16 protein-coding genes and 1 pseudogene are annotated in these 17,192 nt (G+C 64.6%); 10 read left to right on the top strand and 7 right to left on the bottom strand.

What is annotated here, in order from left to right:
• Positions 1-42 precede the first annotated feature (42 nt).
• The 3 genes from BTM36_RS07220 to BTM36_RS07210 all read left to right on the top strand — a co-directional run bounded on the left by BTM36_RS07220 (position 43) and on the right by BTM36_RS07210 (position 1,544).
• Positions 43-621 carry a TetR/AcrR family transcriptional regulator gene (locus BTM36_RS07220; RefSeq protein ID WP_077235736.1) on the top strand — a complete coding sequence of 193 codons (579 nt, stop codon included), beginning with the start codon at positions 43-45 and terminating at the stop codon, positions 619-621.
• A 155-nt stretch (positions 622-776) separates the two neighbouring features.
• Positions 777-1,277: a hypothetical protein gene (locus tag BTM36_RS07215; RefSeq protein ID WP_077235735.1), complete on the top strand. Its 501-nt coding sequence runs from the start codon at positions 777-779 to the stop codon at positions 1,275-1,277.
• 48 nt (positions 1,278-1,325) lie between these two features.
• Entirely contained in the window at positions 1,326-1,544 is a 219-nt protein-coding gene (locus BTM36_RS07210) for a hypothetical protein (protein WP_077235734.1), read from the top strand.
• Between the two features lie 7 nt (positions 1,545-1,551).
• On the opposite strand, the gene BTM36_RS07205 is transcribed toward BTM36_RS07210, so the two are convergent.
• The gene (locus BTM36_RS07205) at positions 1,552-2,457 is read right to left on the bottom strand and encodes a carbohydrate kinase (protein WP_077235733.1); all 906 of its coding nucleotides are present in this window, start codon (positions 2,455-2,457) and stop codon (positions 1,552-1,554) included.
• A 97-nt stretch (positions 2,458-2,554) separates the two neighbouring features.
• Entirely contained in the window at positions 2,555-3,517 is a 963-nt protein-coding gene (locus BTM36_RS07200; protein WP_006463657.1) for a sugar-binding transcriptional regulator, read from the bottom strand.
• 319 nt (positions 3,518-3,836) lie between these two features.
• Between BTM36_RS07200 and BTM36_RS07195 the strand changes: the two genes are divergently transcribed.
• The 7 genes and pseudogenes from BTM36_RS07195 (at position 3,837) to xylB (ending at position 12,133) form a co-directional block, all read left to right on the top strand.
• On the top strand, positions 3,837-5,192 hold the full coding sequence (locus tag BTM36_RS07195; RefSeq protein ID WP_077235732.1) for a sugar ABC transporter substrate-binding protein: 1,356 nt from the start codon (positions 3,837-3,839) through the stop codon (positions 5,190-5,192).
• 166 nt (positions 5,193-5,358) lie between these two features.
• Complete coding sequence (locus tag BTM36_RS07190; RefSeq protein WP_077235896.1) at positions 5,359-6,351, top strand: carbohydrate ABC transporter permease; 993 nt, start codon at positions 5,359-5,361, stop codon at positions 6,349-6,351.
• Positions 6,352-6,383: 32 nt separating this feature from the next.
• Positions 6,384-7,163 (top strand): annotated as a pseudogene (locus BTM36_RS07185) (carbohydrate ABC transporter permease); the annotation flags it as partial.
• Positions 7,163-7,891 carry an HAD family phosphatase gene (locus tag BTM36_RS07180; protein WP_077235731.1) on the top strand — a complete coding sequence of 243 codons (729 nt, stop codon included), beginning with the start codon at positions 7,163-7,165 and terminating at the stop codon, positions 7,889-7,891. The pseudogene BTM36_RS07185 and the gene BTM36_RS07180, both read left to right, overlap by 1 nt.
• Before the next feature lie 61 nt (positions 7,892-7,952).
• Complete coding sequence (locus BTM36_RS07175) at positions 7,953-9,071, top strand: ABC transporter ATP-binding protein (protein WP_077235730.1); 1,119 nt, start codon at positions 7,953-7,955, stop codon at positions 9,069-9,071.
• 38 nt (positions 9,072-9,109) lie between these two features.
• On the top strand, positions 9,110-10,543 hold the full coding sequence (gene dalD / locus BTM36_RS07170; RefSeq protein ID WP_077235729.1) for a D-arabinitol 4-dehydrogenase: 1,434 nt from the start codon (positions 9,110-9,112) through the stop codon (positions 10,541-10,543).
• A 117-nt stretch (positions 10,544-10,660) separates the two neighbouring features.
• Entirely contained in the window at positions 10,661-12,133 is a 1,473-nt protein-coding gene (gene xylB / locus BTM36_RS07165; protein WP_077235728.1) for a xylulokinase, read from the top strand.
• A gap of 91 nt (positions 12,134-12,224) precedes the next feature.
• Here the strand turns inward: xylB and BTM36_RS07160 are convergent, their stop codons facing one another.
• The 5 genes from BTM36_RS07160 to BTM36_RS07140 form a co-directional block, all read right to left on the bottom strand.
• On the bottom strand, positions 12,225-13,787 hold the full coding sequence (locus BTM36_RS07160; RefSeq protein WP_006463666.1) for a PAS domain-containing methyl-accepting chemotaxis protein: 1,563 nt from the start codon (positions 13,785-13,787) through the stop codon (positions 12,225-12,227).
• Between the two features lie 151 nt (positions 13,788-13,938).
• Complete coding sequence (locus BTM36_RS07155; RefSeq protein WP_006463667.1) at positions 13,939-14,742, bottom strand: BPSS1780 family membrane protein; 804 nt, start codon at positions 14,740-14,742, stop codon at positions 13,939-13,941.
• An 11-nt stretch (positions 14,743-14,753) separates the two neighbouring features.
• On the bottom strand, positions 14,754-15,707 hold the full coding sequence (locus BTM36_RS07150) for a homoserine kinase (RefSeq protein ID WP_077235727.1): 954 nt from the start codon (positions 15,705-15,707) through the stop codon (positions 14,754-14,756).
• Positions 15,708-15,893: 186 nt separating this feature from the next.
• Positions 15,894-16,331 (bottom strand): hypothetical protein, encoded by a 438-nt coding sequence (locus tag BTM36_RS07145; protein WP_006463669.1) that lies wholly within the window; start codon positions 16,329-16,331, stop codon positions 15,894-15,896.
• Between the two features lie 152 nt (positions 16,332-16,483).
• Positions 16,484-17,176: a hypothetical protein gene (locus BTM36_RS07140; protein WP_254426957.1), complete on the bottom strand. Its 693-nt coding sequence runs from the start codon at positions 17,174-17,176 to the stop codon at positions 16,484-16,486.
• Positions 17,177-17,192: the final 16 nt, after the last annotated feature.

Genomic DNA, 17,192 nt, shown 5'->3' with positions numbered 1-17,192 from the left:
TATCTGCTTGCATGGCTACCTACTAGAAAGTAGACTGCGTCCATGAATAGCGCTCCCACCACTTCCGAAAAGATTCTTCAATGTGCCCAGGCCTTGCTGGTGGCCGGTGGATACAACGGTTTCAGCTATGCCGACATCGGCAAGGTCATCGGTATCCGCAATGCCAGCATCCATCATCACTTCGCCAGCAAGGCGGTACTGGTGCAGACGCTGGTGCGGCAATACCGCGAGGCGGCGCAGGATGGCGTGGCCGCCATGGAGCGCAACATCACCGACCCGCTTGCCCAGTTGCGCGCCTATGCCGGTTACTGGGAAAGCTGCATGACCCAGCCTGAGTCTGCCTTCTGCGTGTGCGCCATGCTGGCCGCCGAGATGCCCATGCTGCCGCAGGAGATCGCCATGGAGGTCAAGGCGCACTTCAGGTTCTTTGCGCTGTGGCTGGAGTCGGTGCTGGAGCGCGGCCAGCGCCAGGGCAGCCTGCGCCTGGCCGATGCGCCCCGGGTGGAGGCCGAACGCTTCCTGGCGACCATCCATGGCGCCATGCTGTCGGCCCGGGCCTACGACGATCCCAAGATGTTCGGGGTCATCGTGCATCCCATGCTGGAGCGCCTGGCGGCCTGAACCCGCCAGAAAGCACCGGGCGCGCGGGACGCGAGGGATTTCACCGTCGCGTCCCCTTTTTTGAACATGGAGCCTACCGATTAGTAGGTAGAGCCCATGTTCGCTGAGCCAGGCAACTGGCAACACTTGATCAACACCAACGAAAAGGAAATGCAATGTTCGGTATCTCTTCTCTGGGCTGGGTCCACACGATCGGCAGCCTGCCGGCCATTCCGCTGGCCATCTACATGCTCGCCCGCTACGGGCGCATCCGTGCGCGTTCGGTGCCGGGGGCGATCTATTTCGTCTCCATGCTTGTGGGTGCCCTGACGGTATTCCTGGTGGCGAAGCGACCGGAAAGCAACTTCGTCGCGGTGCTGACACTGGTGTTCCTGCTGCTGGGTTTCGGGATGAGCTTTGCTGCATCATGGCTGGGGCGTCTGGCGCGGTATGTCGAGACCATCGCCTTGTCCGTGACGGGATTCCTGCTGCTGGTGCCGGCGGTGTCGGAAACCCTGCGCCGGGTCCCGGACGGACATCCTTTCGTCACCGACCTGAAGTCGCCGCTGCTCCTGGGTGCGCAGGGCGTGTTGCTGCTGGTGCTGCTGGTGGGTGTCACTGCACAGGTGATCGCGCTGCGCCGCCAGGCGCGGCCCCGCGCCGGGATGGTATCGTAATCGACACCGCGCCGGCCACGGTGCCGGCATGACATTGGAGCAGAGGATATGGCCCGAAATCCCGTGGCGGCAGTGCTGCCTGTGGACCCGGTCGGCCCGGTAAGACGGGTCGATAGCGGCGTGACCTATTTCCGCCACCTGGAACTCTGGCGCATCCATTCCGAGTTCCAGGCAGGGGAGCGCCGGCGACGAGAGCGGATGGCGCAGGTGGCGGGCGATGATGAGTTCGCGCAGAACCTGCGCGAGAGCGTGGCCCGCCAGCGCTGAGCTGCGCTCAGCCGCGGGCGATCATGGCCTGCACTTCTTCCCAGGTCGCGGCATAGGCGCCTGCCTTGGAGGCGGCAATGGCCGCGCCAGCTGCCGCACATTGCAGGTGCATCTGCGTCAGTGCATCCGGCTGGCGCAGCTGGCTGGCAATCCAGCCCCCCATGGAGGCATCGCCACAGCCCACGGTGTCGACCACCTCGACGCGATAGGCGGGCTGGTCGATGATCTGTTGCCCCTTGATCCATCGCATTCCCTGGGCGCCCAGCGTCAGCAGCACTTCAGCCTGTGGCGCCAGCGCCTGCAGGGTCGCCAGAGCATTGCCGTCACCCGGGAAAAGACGTTCCAGGTCCTCATCGGAGACCTTGACGTAATGCGACAGCGATAGCAGCTCCCGCAACAGCGCGTGATAGGCGGGCTGGTCCATCAGCTTGCGCCAGTTCGGGTCGAAGGCGATCTTCTTGCCGCGCCCGGCGGCTTCCCGGGCAATCTGCAGCAGCCGCGAGGCCAGCGGTTCGCGGGCCAGGCTGATGCAGCCGAAGTGCAGTATCTGCGCCTCGTCTAGCCAGCCGGACGGCAATTGGGCAGGGTCGAAATGCAGGTCAGCGCTGTCATCGCCGATGAAAAAATAATCCGGGGGCGTGGTGGAGGTCACCATCGCCAGCAGGGGGGCCTTGGCGTGCTGCTGGGTGAAACGCATGTCCAGACCGGCCTGCTGCGTCAGGGCATACAGCTCGGCGCCGAACACATCGGTACTGACGCTGCCGGCGTAGCCGGTGGCCACGCCCAGCCGCGCGGCGGCGCGTGCCACGTTCCAGCAGGCCCCGCCGGGAATGGCGCGCCACTGGCCATCAGGCTGGCGGATGAAATCGGTCAGGGCTTCGCCGAAGACGACGAATGCGGCAGGTCGGGTCATGCTGGGTCTCCGTTCGGATCGTTGTTATTGATGCTATCGATGGTAATGATGGCCTTGCAGGGTCAGGGGCAGACCATAGCCACCAGGGTGAAACCATTCAGTCCTGCAAGGCGTGGCGTGCACAGACCTCATCGGTCACCAGCCCGGTGAGCCAGCCGCCGCGCAGGGCGGCGCGCACCGCCTCGGCCTTCTTGCTGCCGCCAGAGAGGGCAATCACCGGGCGCTGTGGCCTGGCCGTCAGCAGGGGCGTGGTCACCCGCGAGGACAGCGATGACGACAGCATCCGGCCGTCGACGTCGAAGGCGTGGCAGATCATTTCGCCCACCGCACCCTGGCGCTGCAGCTCGGCGACTTCTTCATCGTCGATGAAGCCGTCCTCGTGCATGGCCCCCTGCAGGGCAATCGTACCGATGCCCAGGAAGGTCACGTCGGCGCGTTCAGCCAGGCCGGTCACGATCTTGTAGGCCCGGTGGTTGCACCATTGCTGGCGGTCACGCTCGCTCTCGGCCACGCGGGGTGCAGGCAGCAGGTAAAAGCGCGCGCCCAGCTTTTCGGCGGCCTGCAGCGCCACGTCGTAGCGATTGGCCGAGCCGTCCGAGGCAAACGCACCGATCATGGAAACGATCTGGTGCTGCGGTCTTTCCAGTTCGGACAGGCGTTCGATGGCCGCCTTGAGCGTCCGTCCGGAGCCCACGTTGACCACCAGTGGGGCCTCCGAACTGAGCATCTGCTCCATCAGCTCGGCGCCGGCCACGGCCAGCATCTGCTGCACTTCCTGCGATTCGTTGGGATTGTCGGCGCCACCGGCGCCCGGCACCACGCGGCATACCTCCAGCCCGTAGCGTTGCTGCAGCCCCTGTGCCAGTTCCAGGCAGGAAGAGACGGGGTGCGTGATCTGTACCTTCACCAGATTGGCATCGGCCGCATAGGCCACCATGCGCTGCGCCATCTGGCGCGAGATGCCGAGCCGTTCGGCGATTTCGTTCTGGGTGTTGCCGGCCACGTAGTACATCCACGCGGCACGCGCCGCCAGATCCAGTTTGGATGCGCTGCTAGACATGTTCTCCTCGCCAGCCACCGGCGCATGCGGCGCCCGGCTTGTGCTGTCTTATCTGGTTGTGGGGTGGTGCGGGGTCTTCCCGATGGGCTGCCATTTTACGGCCTTTGCTCCCGTCATGAGCATCTAGTATGGGCAATTGCTCAATTGAAAAGCAAATGCTTGACATGAATTTGAGAATCGATGAATATTTGCCCATAAAAATAATATTTGCTCAACGTCGTTCACAACAACCGCCCAACCTGCACGTCAGCACCGGCCTCACCGCCGCTGCCACCCAGGAAGAAACGTGCACGGCGGCACATAACATTCGGAGACAAGCATGTCCAAACTCGCGCGCACCCGTGCGTCCGGCATCACCCGTGTTCGCTTCAACCTGGCCGCTGCGGCAATTTCCGCACTGTTCGCCACCGGTCTGGTTCAGGCCGAGCCGGTGACGCTGAACATCGCCTCGATCAACAACCCCGACATGATCGAATTGCAGAAGCTGGCGCCGCAGTTCGAAAAGGCCAATCCCGACATCAAGCTGCGCTGGGTCACGATGGAAGAGAGCGTGCTGCGCCAGCGCCTAACCACCGATATCGCCACCAACAGCGGCCAGTTCGACCTGATGACCATCGGTGCCTATGAAGCGCCGATCTGGGCCAAGAAGGGCTGGCTGGCGCCGATGAGCGGCCTGCCGGCCGACTACGATGAAGCCGACCTGATCAAGCCGGTGCGCGAAGGCCTGTCGGTCGATGGCAAGCTGTATGCGCTGCCGTTCTACGCCGAAAGCTCGATGACCTACTATCGCAAGGACCTGTTCGAGCAGAAGAAGCTGACCATGCCCGAGCGTCCGACCTGGGACGAGATCGGCAAGCTGGCTGCGCAACTGCACGATCCGGCCAAGGGCGTCTACGGCATCTGCCTGCGCGGTCGCGCCGGCTGGGGCGAGAACATGGCCATCATCACCACCATGGCCAATGCCTGGGGTGGCCGCTGGTTCGACGAGCAGTGGCAGCCGCAACTGTCCTCGCCGGAATGGAAGAAGTCGGTCGCCTTCTACGTCGACCTGTTGCGCAAGTACGGTCCGCCGGGCGCCAGCTCCAACGGCTTCAATGAAAATCTGGTGCTGTTCTCCAGCGGCAAGTGCGGCATGTGGGTCGATGCCACGGTCGCCGCCGGCATGCTCTACCACGGCAAGGATTCCAAGGTGTCCGACAAGACCGCCTTCGCACCCTCGCCGGTACAGGCCACCGACAAGGGTTCGCACTGGTTGTGGATCTGGTCGCTGGCCGTGCCGAAGTCCTCCAAGTCGCAGGAAGCGGCCAAGAAGTTCGCCGCCTGGGCGACCTCCAAGGAATACATCAACCTGGTCGCCAAGGATTCCGGCTGGGCGCTGGTGCCGCCGGGTACCCGCACCTCCACCTATGCCTCGGCCGAATACAAGAAGGTCTCGCCCTTCTCGGACTTCGTGCTGGATGCCATCCAGACCGCGGACGCCAACAAGCCGACCTTGAAGCCAGTGCCTTATACCGGTGTGCAGTTCGCGACCATTCCCGAGTTCCAGTCCATCGGTACCGTGACCGGTCAGGCCATCGCCGGTGCACTGGCGGGCAAGACCAGCTCGGATGCCGCGCTTGATGCCGCCCAGGCACAGGCGGTGCGGATGATGCGCCAGGGTCGTTACATCAAGTAAAGAGCAAGCCCCCCGGCAAGCGGGCAGGCAGCACGCCGTCGCCCCTGCCGTGGTTCCTGTCGTTGCGGCGGCATGTCCGGTAAAGCACCGGGACATGCCTGCCGCCTGGTCCTCCCGGCCGTCTCCACCCAGCGTGGATGACGGTCGGACCGAAGCCGAGGCCGTCATGCCCACGATCCACTCCACCCCTGCGTCGCCCGCCCCCGGCGCGTCGCCCACGAGCACCATGATGCAGAGTCCATCCAAGTCACTTCCGCGCCCGCGGCAGAAAAGTCCTCCGCGCAAGGAACGCTTCAATCCCATCCGCCTGATGCAGGCCCCGTCGGTGCTGATCCTGCTGGCGTGGATGATCGTGCCGCTGGTGATGACGATCTATTTTTCCGTCAATCGCTACAACCTGATGGCCCCCGACCAGACCGGCTTCGTCGGTCTGGAAAACTATGTCTTCCTGCTGGAGGATCCGGCCTTCTGGCCCTCCATCGGCAATACGGCGCTCCTGATCGGTTCGGTGCTGGCCATCAGCGTCATCGGGGGCACTCTCCTGGCGGTGCTGTTCGACCAGCCTTTCCGTGGACGCGGCATCGCGCGCCTGCTGGTGATCGGCCCCTTCTTCGTCATGCCCACCGTGGCCGCGCTGATCTGGAAGAACATGATCATGCACCCGGTCTACGGCATCCTGGCCTATGTCATGCGGCACCTGGGACTGGAGCCCATCGACTGGCTGGCCGAGTACCCGATGCTGTCGGTCATCATCATCGTGGCCTGGCAGTGGATTCCCTTTGCCTTCCTGATCCTGCTGACCGCGCTGCAGTCGCTGGACAGCGACCAGAAGGAAGCCGCCCAGCTCGATGGTGCCGGTCCGGTGCGCATCTTCTTCTACATCGTGTTGCCGCACCTGAAGCGCGCCATCACGGTGGTGATCATGATCGAGACCATCTTCCTGCTCTCGGTGTTTGCCGAGATCTTCACCACCACGGCAGGCGGTCCCGGTACGGCGACCACCAACCTGACCTTCCTGGTCTATGCCATCGGCCTGCAGCAGTTCGATATCGGCATCGCCTCGGCCGGCGGCATCTTCGCCGTGGTGCTGGCCAATATCGTCTCGTTCTTCCTGGTGCGCATGCTGGCCAGGAACCTCAAGGGAGTCAACGAAAAATGAGCGATCAAAAGAAAAGCCCCCTGTGGGTGGCCGTGCTGGGCTGGGCCTGCGCCATCGTGCTGTTCTTCCCCATCTTCTGGGTGGCGGTGACGGCCTTCAAGACCGAGGCCCAGGCCTATACGCCTTCGCTGGTGTTCCTGCCCACGCTGGATACCTTCCGTGAAGTCTTCAGCCGCAGCAACTACCTGGCCTATGTGCAGAACTCGCTGATCGTCTCGCTCGGTTCGACCGTGCTGTCGCTGCTGCTGGCGGTGCCGGCGGCGTACTCGATGGCCTTCTTCCCGACCGGGCGCACCCAGAAGCTGCTGCTGTGGATGCTCTCGACCAAGATGATGCCGGCCGTGGGCGTGCTGATCCCGATCTACCTGCTGGCCAAGAACACCGGCATGCTCGACACGGTCAGCGGCCTGACGATCATCTATACCCTGATCAACCTGCCCATCGCGGTGTGGATGGCCTTCACCTACTTCAATGACGTGCCCAAGGAAATCCTGGAAGCGGCCCGCATCGATGGCGCCAATGCCTGGCAGGAAATGATCTACCTGCTCCTGCCTACCGCCATGCCGGGATTGGCCTCGACAGCCCTGCTGCTGATCATCCTGTCCTGGAACGAGGCCTTCTGGAGCCTCAACCTGACCAGCGTCAATGCGGCGCCGCTGACGGTGTTCATCGCCTCCTATTCCAATCCCGAGGGCTTGTTCTGGGCCAAGCTGTCGGCCGCCTCGCTGCTGGCGATTGCGCCCATCATGGCGCTGGGCTGGCTGGCGCAGAAGCAACTGGTGCGGGGCCTGACCTTCGGAGCGGTCAAGTGATGATGACGCGTCAGGCAGTGACCCATCTCATCTGCGACTGCGACGGCGTATTGCTGGACAGCGAGAGCATCGCCCTGGGCGTGCTGCATCGCGAACTCCTGCCGCTGCTGCCGGCCTGGCCCGACGCCGACGAAGCGCCCTACCTGCAGGAACAGCGCAGCCAGGTGCTGCACGACGCCATCGCCAACCGGCTGGGCATGTACACCGATGTGCTGCTCTCGGAAGTGGACCTGGAGTTCGAACTGGGTCTGGAGGCGGCACAGATGGAGCGCATCCACGCCACCGTGGCGCTGGCCTGCAGCGAACAGGCGCAGCCGGTGCCGGGCATCGTCGAAGCCCTGCAGGCGATCCGGCTGCCGCGCGCCGTGGCCAGCAACAGCGATGCACCGCGCATCGAAGCCGGCCTGAAGCGCTGCGGCCTGTACTCGCAATTTGCCGGCCGTATCTACAGCGGCCACGATGTGGCCCATCCCAAGCCGGCGCCGGATGTGTACCTGGCCGCTGCCGCCGGCTTCGGCGTCGATCCGGCGCGCTGCGTGGCCATCGACGACAGTGTCACCGGTGTGCGCGCCGCCGTGGCGGCCGGCATGCATGTGCTGGGCTTCACCGGCGTGGCGCACGACCGCAAGGCGATGGCACGGCGCCTGCGCGAGGCCGGCGCGCATCAGGTATTCGAGGACATGAAGCAGTTCCCGCAACTGATCTGTGAATTGATCTGGCTGCGCTGAAGCACGGCCTACAGATCCGCAGACCCACATACCCACAACAAGAGACCCCGAGGAGAGAGACATGGCAGCAGTGAGCATCAGGAACCTGGCCAAGCGCTATGAAGAGAACGAAGTCATGCGCGACATCAACCTGGAAATTGAGGATGGCGAATTCGTCGTCTTCGTCGGCCCTTCCGGTTGCGGAAAATCGACCTTGCTGCGCATGATCGCGGGGCTGGAAGAGATCAGCGACGGCGACCTCGACATCGGCACCCGCCGCATGAACGACGTGCCGGCCTCCAAGCGCGGGGTGGCGATGGTGTTCCAGTCCTATGCGCTGTATCCGCACATGAGCCTGTACGACAACATGGCCTTCGGCCTGAAGATCGCCGGCAAGTCCAAGGCCGAGATCGATGCCGCCGTTCAGCACGCCGCCAAGATCCTGCACATCGACCACCTGCTGGATCGCAAGCCCCGTGCGCTTTCCGGCGGCCAGCGCCAGCGCGTGGCCATCGGCCGCGCCATCACCCGCCAGCCCAGCGTGTTCCTGTTCGACGAGCCGCTGTCGAACCTGGACGCCGCACTGCGGGTGAAGATGCGCCTGGAGTTCGCCAAGCTGCATGACGACCTCAAGACCACCATGATCTACGTGACCCACGACCAGATCGAGGCCATGACCCTGGCCGACAAGATCGTCGTGCTCTCCGAGGGTCGCATCGAACAGGTCGGCTCACCCCAGCAGTTGTATCACCATCCGGCCAACCGTTTCGTGGCTGGCTTCATCGGTTCGCCCAAGATGAATTTCATCGACGGCACGGTCGCGACCGTCCAGGACGACGGCGTGCAGGTGCAACTTCCTGCAGGCGGACTGCAGTGGGCGTCGGTGGATGGCAGCAGTCTGCAGGTCGGGCAGAAGGTCACATTGGGCGTGCGGCCCGAGCATCTCAATATTGCGCAGGGTCAGGCGGCGCTGCAGGCACGCTGCACGGCGCTGGAACTGCTGGGTGATTTTTCCTACCTCTACGCGGCCTACGAGGGCAGCGATGATGCACTCATCCTGCGCGTGCCGGACAGCCTCGATCCACCGCACGGCAGCGTGCTCCAGCTGGCGGCCGATCCGGCCCGCTGCCACCTGTTCGGCGCCGACGGCCAAGCCCTGCCGCGCCTGGCTTCCAGCGTGAGCGCCCCGCGCACCCATTGAACCCTTCGCCTTCTTCACCTCATCGACAAGGACACGGCATGACCCGCACCGCCACCTCCACCGAGCAGGACGCCGCCGACAGCCTGACCTGGCTGCATATCGGCGCCGGCTCCTTCCATCGCGCCCACCAGGCGGTTTATCTGAACGCCCTGCGCGAGAGCGGCGCCGACCGCCGCTGGCAACTGGCGCTGGCCAATATCCGTGCCGACATGGGGCCGCTGCTGGAGGCGCTGGCACGCCAGCAGGGCCAGTACACGCTGGAAACCGTCACGCCCCAGGGCGAGCGCAGCTACCAGCGCATCGCCTCCATCGGCCGCATCCTGCCCTGGGACGACAGGCTCACCCAACTGATCGCAGCCGGCGCCGAAGAGCGTACCCGCATCATCTCCTTCACCGTCACCGAAGGCGGTTACTACCTGGACCACCAGCACCGGCTCGACACCGCCAATGCCGACCTGGCCGATGACCTGCGTTGCGCCCTCGATGGCAGCGGTACGCCGCGCACCATCTATGGCGCCATTGCTGCCATCCTGCAGGCACGCAGCCAGGCGCATCCGCACGCGGCGCTGACGCTGCTGAACTGCGACAACCTGCGCCACAACGGCGAGCGCTTCGGTGATGGCCTGCGCCAGTTTCTGACCCTGCGTGGCGAGAGCACGCTGGCGCAGTGGATGGAGGCACATACCACCAGCCCCAACGCCATGGTCGATCGCATCACGCCGCGCCCCACGCCGGCCGTGGCGCAACGCGTGAAGGAGGTCACCGGCATCGATGACCCGTGCGCGCTGATGGGCGAATCCTTCATTCAATGGGTGATCGAGGATGATTTCAAGGCCGGTCGTCCCCGTCTGGAAGAGGCGGGCGTGGAGATGGTGCGATCGGTGCTGCCCTATGAAGAGGCCAAGATCCGCATCCTCAACGCCAGTCATAGCTGCATCGCCTGGGCCGGCACCCTGGCGGGCCTGCAGTACATCCACGAAGGGACGCTGCGCGACGACATCCGCCAGATGGCCTATGACTACGTGACGCAGGACGTGATCCCCTGTCTCACGCCCAGCCCCATCGATCTGGCGGCCTATCGCGATACCACCCTGGCGCGCTTTTCCAACCCGGCCATCCAGGACACCAACCAGCGTGTGGCCGCGGATGGTTATTCCAAGATTCCCGGTTTCATCCGCCCGACCCTGCAGGAGAGCCTGAACGCCGGCCGCGATCCCCAGGCAACCGCCATGTTGCCGGCGCTGTTCCTGGTGTTCCTGCAGCGCTGGAATGCCGGACAGCTGCCCTATGAATACCAGGACGGCATCTTCGATCCGGCTGCGGTGCGCAGCATGCTGGCCGCCGCCGATCCGGTACGGGCCTTCTGCGCCGATGCGGTGCTGTGGGGCGAACTGGCTGGCGATGCAAGGCTGGAGGCGCTGGTGCGCGCGGGTGTGCAGCGCGTGCAGGATTGGCTGGGGCAGGCAAACTAAAAGCAGCCCATCTGGCCCAAGGCGGCATAGAATTGCCGCTCACCGTCTTAGCGATTGCGGCAATCGCTGCCATCGTAGCAAGCACACCGCACATTCATAACGATAACGAGGAGCACCATGTATCTTGGGATAGACCTGGGTACGTCGGAGGTCAAGGCAGTGGTCATCGACGACCAGGGCGCCCTGCTGGCGCTGGCCGGCAGTACCCTGAACGTCTCGCGGCCGCATCCGCGCTGGTCGGAGCAGGCGCCGGCTGACTGGTGGCAGGCCACCTGCGATACCGTGGACAAGCTGCGCGCACAACTGGGCGAGCAGAGTTTTGGCCGCATCCGCGCCATCGGCCTGTCAGGACAGATGCATGGGGCCGTGCTGCTGGATGCAGAAGACCAGGTATTGCGTCCGGCCATCCTGTGGAGCGATTCGCGCAGCGCCCCCGAATGCGCTGAACTCACGCGCCGCGCACCGCGCCTGCACGGCATCGCCGGCAACCTGGCCATGCCCGGCTTCACCGCGCCCAAGCTGTTGTGGGTGGCGCGTCATGAACCGCAACTGTTTGCGCGCATCGCCACCGTGCTGCTGCCCAAGGACTGGCTGCGCCTGAAGATGACCGGGTGCAAGGTCTCCGACCCCTCGGACGCGGCCGGCACGCTGTGGCTGGACGTGGAGGGCCGCAACTGGTCCGATGAACTGCTGGCGGCCTCCGGCATGCGCCGCGATCAGATGCCGGCGCTGGTCGATGGCAGCGCGGTCTCCGCCACCTTGCTGCCGGAGGTGGCGCAGCGCTGGGGACTGGCGACGGACGTGATCGTGGCTGGCGGTGCCGGTGACGGTGCGGCCAGCGCGGTCGGGATCGGTGCGGTCAAGCCGGGCGACGGATTCCTCTCGCTGGGGACCTCGGGGGTGCTGTTCGTGGTCAACGACCGCTTCCGTCCCAATCCGGGACGTGCCATCCATGCCTTCTGCCATACCCTGCCGCAACGCTGGCACCAGATGAGCGTGATGCTCTCGGCCGCCAGTTGCCTGCGCTGGTTCTGCCGTCTCTGCTCGGTGGACGAGATGAGCCTGCTGGCCGAGATCGAACAGCTGGACCAGGAAGCGCGTGACAATGCGCCGCTGTTCCTGCCCTATCTGTCCGGCGAGCGCACGCCCCACAACGATCCCTACGCCACTGGTGTCTTCCACGGCCTGACGCCGGAACACCAGCGCGCCGCATTGGGCTACGCGGTGCTGGAAGGGGTGGCCTTCGGCATGGTCGATGGCCTGGATGCGCTGCGTGCCGCCGGCACCGATGTGGCCGAACTGTCGCTGGTAGGGGGTGGCGCACGCAGCCCTTATTGGGCACAGTTGCTGGCCGACGCACTGGAGGTGCGCATCGTCACCCATGTCGGCAGCGAAGCCGGTGGCGCACTCGGTGCGGCGCGTCTGGCCTGGCTGGCCGATGGCGGCGACGAGGCCGAGGTCTGCCGCAAGCCGGCCCGCCAGGCGCAGTACCAGCCGGACCCGGGCAGGCGTGCCGTCTTGCAGGCGCGCTTGCAGCGTTATCGGGACATCTATGCGCCGTTTGCGCCCTTGCATGGGGACGCAGGCTGAAGAAAATGACCGTTGAAAATCAACAGGCCGTTCTTGCCCACCTGGCAGGAACGGCCTGTTGCTTGATACGGTGATGCAGTGATTCGCTGATTCAGCGACGGTTGAACTTGAACACCGAAATTGCCTGCAACAGCCGCACCGTCTGCTCTTGCAGACTGCCCGCGGCAGCGGCGGCTTCTTCCACCAGCGAGGCGTTCTGCTGGGTGCTGGCGTCCATCTGGGTGATGGCTTCATGCACCTGGTTGATGCCGGCGCTCTGCTGCTGGGTGGCTTCCTTGATTTCCCCCATGATGCCGGAGACTCGCTGCACCGATGCCACGATGTCGCGCATGGTGCTGGTGGCTTGTTCCACCTGACGGTTGCCGACATCGACCTTTTCCACCGAGGCATCGATCAGTTGCTTGATTTCCTTGGCCGCTGCTGCCGATCGTTGCGCCAGCGAGCGCACTTCCGAGGCCACCACGGCAAAGCCGCGCCCCTGTTCGCCGGCGCGTGCCGCTTCCACTGCAGCGTTGAGCGCCAGGATGTTGGTCTGGAAGGCGATGCTGTCGATCAGACCGATGATGTCCACGATCTTGCGCGAGGACTCGCTGATCTCGTTCATCGTGGTGCCGGTGCTGGCCACGGCATCACCACCGCGCATGGCAATGGAGGACGCGGTCCCGGCCAGGTCGTTGGCCTGCACGGCGTGGTCGGCATTCTGGCGCACGGTGGCGGCCAGCTGATGCATGCTGGAGGCGGTCTCTTCCAGGTTGGAGGCCTGTACTTCGGTGCGGCGTGACAGGTCCATGTTGCCGGTGGCGATCTCGCGCGTGGCCAGGGTGATGGTTTCCACGTTGGAGCGTACGTCGCCGATGATGGCGGTCAGGTTCACGTTCATCTGCCGCAGCGAGGCCAGCAGGCGCCCCAGTTCATCGTGGCGACGGCTTTCGATGCGCACCGACAGGTCGCCGCCGGTGATGGCGTGGGTGATCTCCAGCGCCTGCTGCAGGGGCTTGATGAGGGCGTTGCGCAGGGCGATCCACTGCACGATGGAGATCACGGCGGAGGCCGCGGCCAGGGCGCTGATCCACCATTGATGCAGGGCCGCCATGCCGGCGATCACCACGGCGATCTGGATGGTCAGCATCAGGCCCATGGACAGGTTCAGACGGGTGTTCAGCTGCATGCGCGCCAGCTTGCCCAGCCAGCCGGCCAGACCGGTGCGCACCACTTCGCCACGGTGCAGGGCGATGCCCTTGGCCTGGCCACGGCGGATGCTGGCATACAGCTTTTCGGCAGCGGCCACGGCATCGCGTTCGGGCTTGGTGCGCACTGACATGTAGCCGATCACCTGGCCGCTCTCGCGGATGGGCGTGACGTTGGCGCGCACCCAGTAGTGGTCGCCGTTCTTGCTGCGGTTCTTGACCAGGCCGGTCCAGGGCAGGCCGCCCTTGATGGTGGCCCACATGTCGGCAAAGGCTTCGGCCGGCATGTCAGGATGGCGGATCAGGTTCTGCGGCGCACCCAGCAATTCCTCTTCCTCGAAACCGCTGATTTCGATGAAGTAAGGATTGACGTAAGTGATGTTGCCCTTGAGATCGGTCTTGGAAACGATTGCCTTGCCGTCGACGAGCGGACGCTCTTCTCCGGTGACCGGCATGTTCATGCGCATCTTTTACCCCCGTGTAAGAAGCCTTGTGTGTGGAAAGTCCGGCTGGCGGGCGCAAGCTGCGCGGCGGGCAGCGTTCGTCTCTCCCTTACGAACGCGTGGAACCGTCTGCGCCAGGCAGCGACAGCCTGGCGCATGTCTTGCCTGATGAGAGTCAGGCGGCGGGATTGTCTCCGGGATGCGGGCTGTCGGGCCCTCTGCGGGGCTTTCCGAAGACGCTAGTGTAGGTCGGATAGAAGGAACAGTACATGACTACCGTCAACATTATCGAGATCGGCAACAGGATGAAGAACACCACCGTGAAGCTGCCGCTCACCAGCGCGATGATCATGCTGATCACGGTGGGGACGACGATGGCGATGACGATCCAGGCCAGGCCGTAGACCAGGAAGGCGCGACCCGCGCGGCGCACGGCGAAGAAGCTGTAGAACAGTGCCTTGCCGAGCGGCATCTGCTGCCACATGATCAGCGGTGCCGCATACCAGAAGGCCATGGCCGCCGGCACGTACAGCGCAGCCGCGACCAGCATGGCGATGCGCATGCTGCCGGCGGCGCTCTGCAGTTCCTCGGTGGAGAGGCCGCCTCCCATCATGGCCTTCCAGAAGGTGCCGCCGTCGGCCAGCGCCGAGGCCGCGACCACAAGCGTGGCCACCAGCAGGTAGAGCAGGCCGAGCTTGAAGAGCGTGTTGCGGGCCGGGCTGCGGAAAGCGATCAGCAGCAGGTTGGGGTAGACCCGTTCGCCTTTTTCGATCTGCGCACAGGCTTGCATGAACGACATCGAAAACAGCGGGATCAGGATCAGCGGCAGCATCTGACCCAGCACCGGGATGATGCCCAGTGCCAGCATCAGGAACATGTAGGCCAGGAACAGCGTGGAGATCTCGGCCGGCTGCTTGCGGAACAGCGCGAAGCCTTGCTTGACCCAGGACCAGCCGGTATGTGCGGGAATCTTTTCCATAGCTCCAGTGGTTACAGCGCCGGCGGCGCTTCCTTGATGCGCAGGCGCAGGATGCGTTCAAAATGGGTGGGGTCATGCGGCGTGAGCATCTCTGCTTCACGCGGCAGGTAGAAGTCATACAGGCGCGAGAGCCAGAAGCGCAGGGCGGCCGCGCGCAGCATCGGTTGCCAGGCCACGCCTTCGGCCGGGGAGAACGGACGCACGGCGCGGTAGGCGGTCAGCATGGCCTCGGCACGGGCCAGGTCCAGCGCACCCGTATCGAGGTCTACGCACCAGTCGTTGACGGTCACGGCCAGGTCGAACAGCCAGGTGTCGCAACCGGCGAAATAGAAATCGAAGATGCCCGACAGGCGCTCACCCACGAACATCGCATTGTTGCGGAACAGGTCGGCATGCACCGGGCCCCGCTGCAGGGCGCGGTAATCGGCGGTGGCGGCGAAGTCCTTCTGGTACTGCACTTCATCGGCCAGCAGGCTGGCCAGCTCAGGCGGCAGGAAAGGCAGCACCGAGGGCGTGGTTTCCAGCCACCAGGCCAGGCCACGCAGGTTGGGCTGGAGGATCTTGAAGTCCTTGCCGGCCAGGTGCATGCGCGCCAGCATGTCGCCCAGCGCGGCGCAGTGCACCGGTTGCGGATCGAGCTGGGACTCGCCTTCCAGTTTGCTGACGATGGCCGCCGGCTTGTCGTTGAGCAGGGTGACGATGGCGCCCTTGTCATTGGCCACCGGCGCCGGCACGGGAATGCCGCGCTGCGCCAGGTGGCGCATCAGTTCCAGGTAGAAGGGCAATTGTTCGATATGCAGCTTTTCGAACAGGGTCAGGACGTATTCGCCGCTGTCGGTGCCGATGAAGAAGTTGCTGTTCTCGATGCCCGAGGAAATGCCCTTGATCGAGCGTGCGCGACCGAGCGGAAATTGTTGGATCCAGTCCGAGAGCTGTTCCAGACTGACCGGTGTAAAGACTGCCATGGCGAAATTGAGAATGTGAAGCTTGCTGAAATACCGGGATCCCGAGCTACGCCTGCCGGCACCGCCGGGACTGGCGTGACAGCGGCGGCATAGGGCCGCATCGGCTGTCCCTGGGCCGGTCGCGGCGGGCGACCGGGGTGATGTTGGCCAACCCGGCAGGGTCAGCCGTCCATCGTGGCGAAGCGATTACTTCTTGGTGGTGCTGTCGGTATCGCCTTCCTGCGGCTTCTTGACGCCCCAGTCGAACTCGCCGACCTTCCATTGTGCCGAGCTCGGCGGCGGGCTCTGGGCATCGCCCGGGGTGGAGCCGCCCAGTTGCGGGTTGGGGCGCACGTAATAGGTGCTGGGGCCGGATTTGACTTCGATTTCCTTGGTCTGGCCGTGGTCGCGGCGTTCCTTGATGCTATTGCCCTGGGTGCGGCTGTCTTCACCGGGCTTGCGGATGGTGACGGCGGGCGGTTCGCCTTCTTCCAGCTTTTCCAGTTCGGGTGGCGGCGGCGCCGGCTGGGCGGCCAGGCCGGCAGGGGCCGGTTGGGCGAAAGCCAGCGGAGCAGCCAGGCTGGCCGATGCGCACAGCAGGGCGGCGGCCAGGGACTGTTGGAACCAGACGTTGGATGGTTTCATGATATCGACAGGAAAAATGCAGGAAAAAGATGGTGTTGTTTTCTTCATTGTAGCAAACCATCGTGGTGCGGCCCCTGCGTTTCTTCACGGGAATGATCGGGAAGACAACATCCGGCCGCCTTTTTGCCATCTGGCGGCGACTTGCGGGCGACCTAGTCCAGCAATGGCAACCTGCTATGGATCCAGTCGCCCAGGGTGGGCGGCATGGCGACCAGCCGGGTGAAATCGTCTTCGTCGCTGGCATCGAAGTAGCTGAGGTGGTCGGAGGAATATTCCAGCAGGGTCGGGAAGTCACGCCCCCATTGCACGGTGAAGTGCCGCAGCGCCCGCAGTTCGCCCCGTTCCCCGTAGATACGCAGCCGGATGCGGTCCTGCCGGGTCTGCTCGGCCGGACCGGCGCCACACAGTTCGACCCGCAGCTGCTGGCCGCGATACTGACGCCAGCCACCGTTGAGCTTCTGGCTGTAGATGCCGCAGTTGCGATAGTGCGGCGTGAACGCGGTGGTCACCGTGGCTGCCAGCCCGTAGGCCATGGCCAGCAGATAGAGCAGGGTCACGGCGTGATAGCCGGGTTTGAGCGCGGGCTTGGCCGGAGCGACCACGCGCATCAGCGCGCGATAGAACAGACCCAGCGCACAGACCAGCACCACGCCCAGGGTCCAGTAGAGTGGCGTGGTGTCGGAGGGCGCATTCTGGTCCCACGGCAGCACGCCCAGCTGCTGGCCCATCGCCGGTGAAATGATCACCGGCATGCTGACCAGCGCAGCGATGAGCATGCCTGCCAGCGCCAGCGTGTAGAGCGTCCCGATGAAGAGTTGGATAACGTAGGCTTTGGTGACCGGCATGACGACGATGGCGTGC

It is taken from the genome of Herbaspirillum sp. VT-16-41 (assembly GCF_001994935.1).
Classification (GTDB): domain Bacteria; phylum Pseudomonadota; class Gammaproteobacteria; order Burkholderiales; family Burkholderiaceae_D; genus Herbaspirillum; species Herbaspirillum frisingense.
Note: the sequence above shows the minus strand (reverse complement) of the source record. Positions and strands in the feature narration are given on the sequence as shown.

Excerpts from the sequence above, each read along its gene's own strand:
- BTM36_RS07195 (WP_077235732.1), top strand. The coding sequence starts at position 3,837 with ATGTCCAAACTCGCGCGCACCCGTGCGTCCGGCATCACCCGTGTTCGC.
- BTM36_RS07175 (WP_077235730.1), top strand. The coding sequence starts at position 7,953 with ATGGCAGCAGTGAGCATCAGGAACCTGGCCAAGCGCTATGAAGAGAAC.
- BTM36_RS07210 (WP_077235734.1), top strand. The coding sequence starts at position 1,326 with ATGGCCCGAAATCCCGTGGCGGCAGTGCTGCCTGTGGACCCGGTCGGC.
- BTM36_RS07205 (WP_077235733.1), bottom strand. The coding sequence starts at position 2,457 with ATGACCCGACCTGCCGCATTCGTCGTCTTCGGCGAAGCCCTGACCGAT.
- BTM36_RS07215 (WP_077235735.1), top strand. The coding sequence starts at position 777 with ATGTTCGGTATCTCTTCTCTGGGCTGGGTCCACACGATCGGCAGCCTG.
- BTM36_RS07200 (WP_006463657.1), bottom strand. The coding sequence starts at position 3,517 with ATGTCTAGCAGCGCATCCAAACTGGATCTGGCGGCGCGTGCCGCGTGG.
- BTM36_RS07140 (WP_254426957.1), bottom strand. The coding sequence starts at position 17,176 with ATGCCGGTCACCAAAGCCTACGTTATCCAACTCTTCATCGGGACGCTC.
- BTM36_RS07150 (WP_077235727.1), bottom strand. The coding sequence starts at position 15,707 with ATGGCAGTCTTTACACCGGTCAGTCTGGAACAGCTCTCGGACTGGATC.
- BTM36_RS07145 (WP_006463669.1), bottom strand. The coding sequence starts at position 16,331 with ATGAAACCATCCAACGTCTGGTTCCAACAGTCCCTGGCCGCCGCCCTG.
- BTM36_RS07155 (WP_006463667.1), bottom strand. The coding sequence starts at position 14,742 with ATGGAAAAGATTCCCGCACATACCGGCTGGTCCTGGGTCAAGCAAGGC.
- BTM36_RS07220 (WP_077235736.1), top strand. The coding sequence starts at position 43 with ATGAATAGCGCTCCCACCACTTCCGAAAAGATTCTTCAATGTGCCCAG.
- BTM36_RS07180 (WP_077235731.1), top strand. The coding sequence starts at position 7,163 with ATGATGACGCGTCAGGCAGTGACCCATCTCATCTGCGACTGCGACGGC.
- xylB (WP_077235728.1), top strand. The coding sequence starts at position 10,661 with ATGTATCTTGGGATAGACCTGGGTACGTCGGAGGTCAAGGCAGTGGTC.
- BTM36_RS07190 (WP_077235896.1), top strand. The coding sequence starts at position 5,359 with ATGCCCACGATCCACTCCACCCCTGCGTCGCCCGCCCCCGGCGCGTCG.
- dalD (WP_077235729.1), top strand. The coding sequence starts at position 9,110 with ATGACCCGCACCGCCACCTCCACCGAGCAGGACGCCGCCGACAGCCTG.
- BTM36_RS07160 (WP_006463666.1), bottom strand. The coding sequence starts at position 13,787 with ATGCGCATGAACATGCCGGTCACCGGAGAAGAGCGTCCGCTCGTCGAC.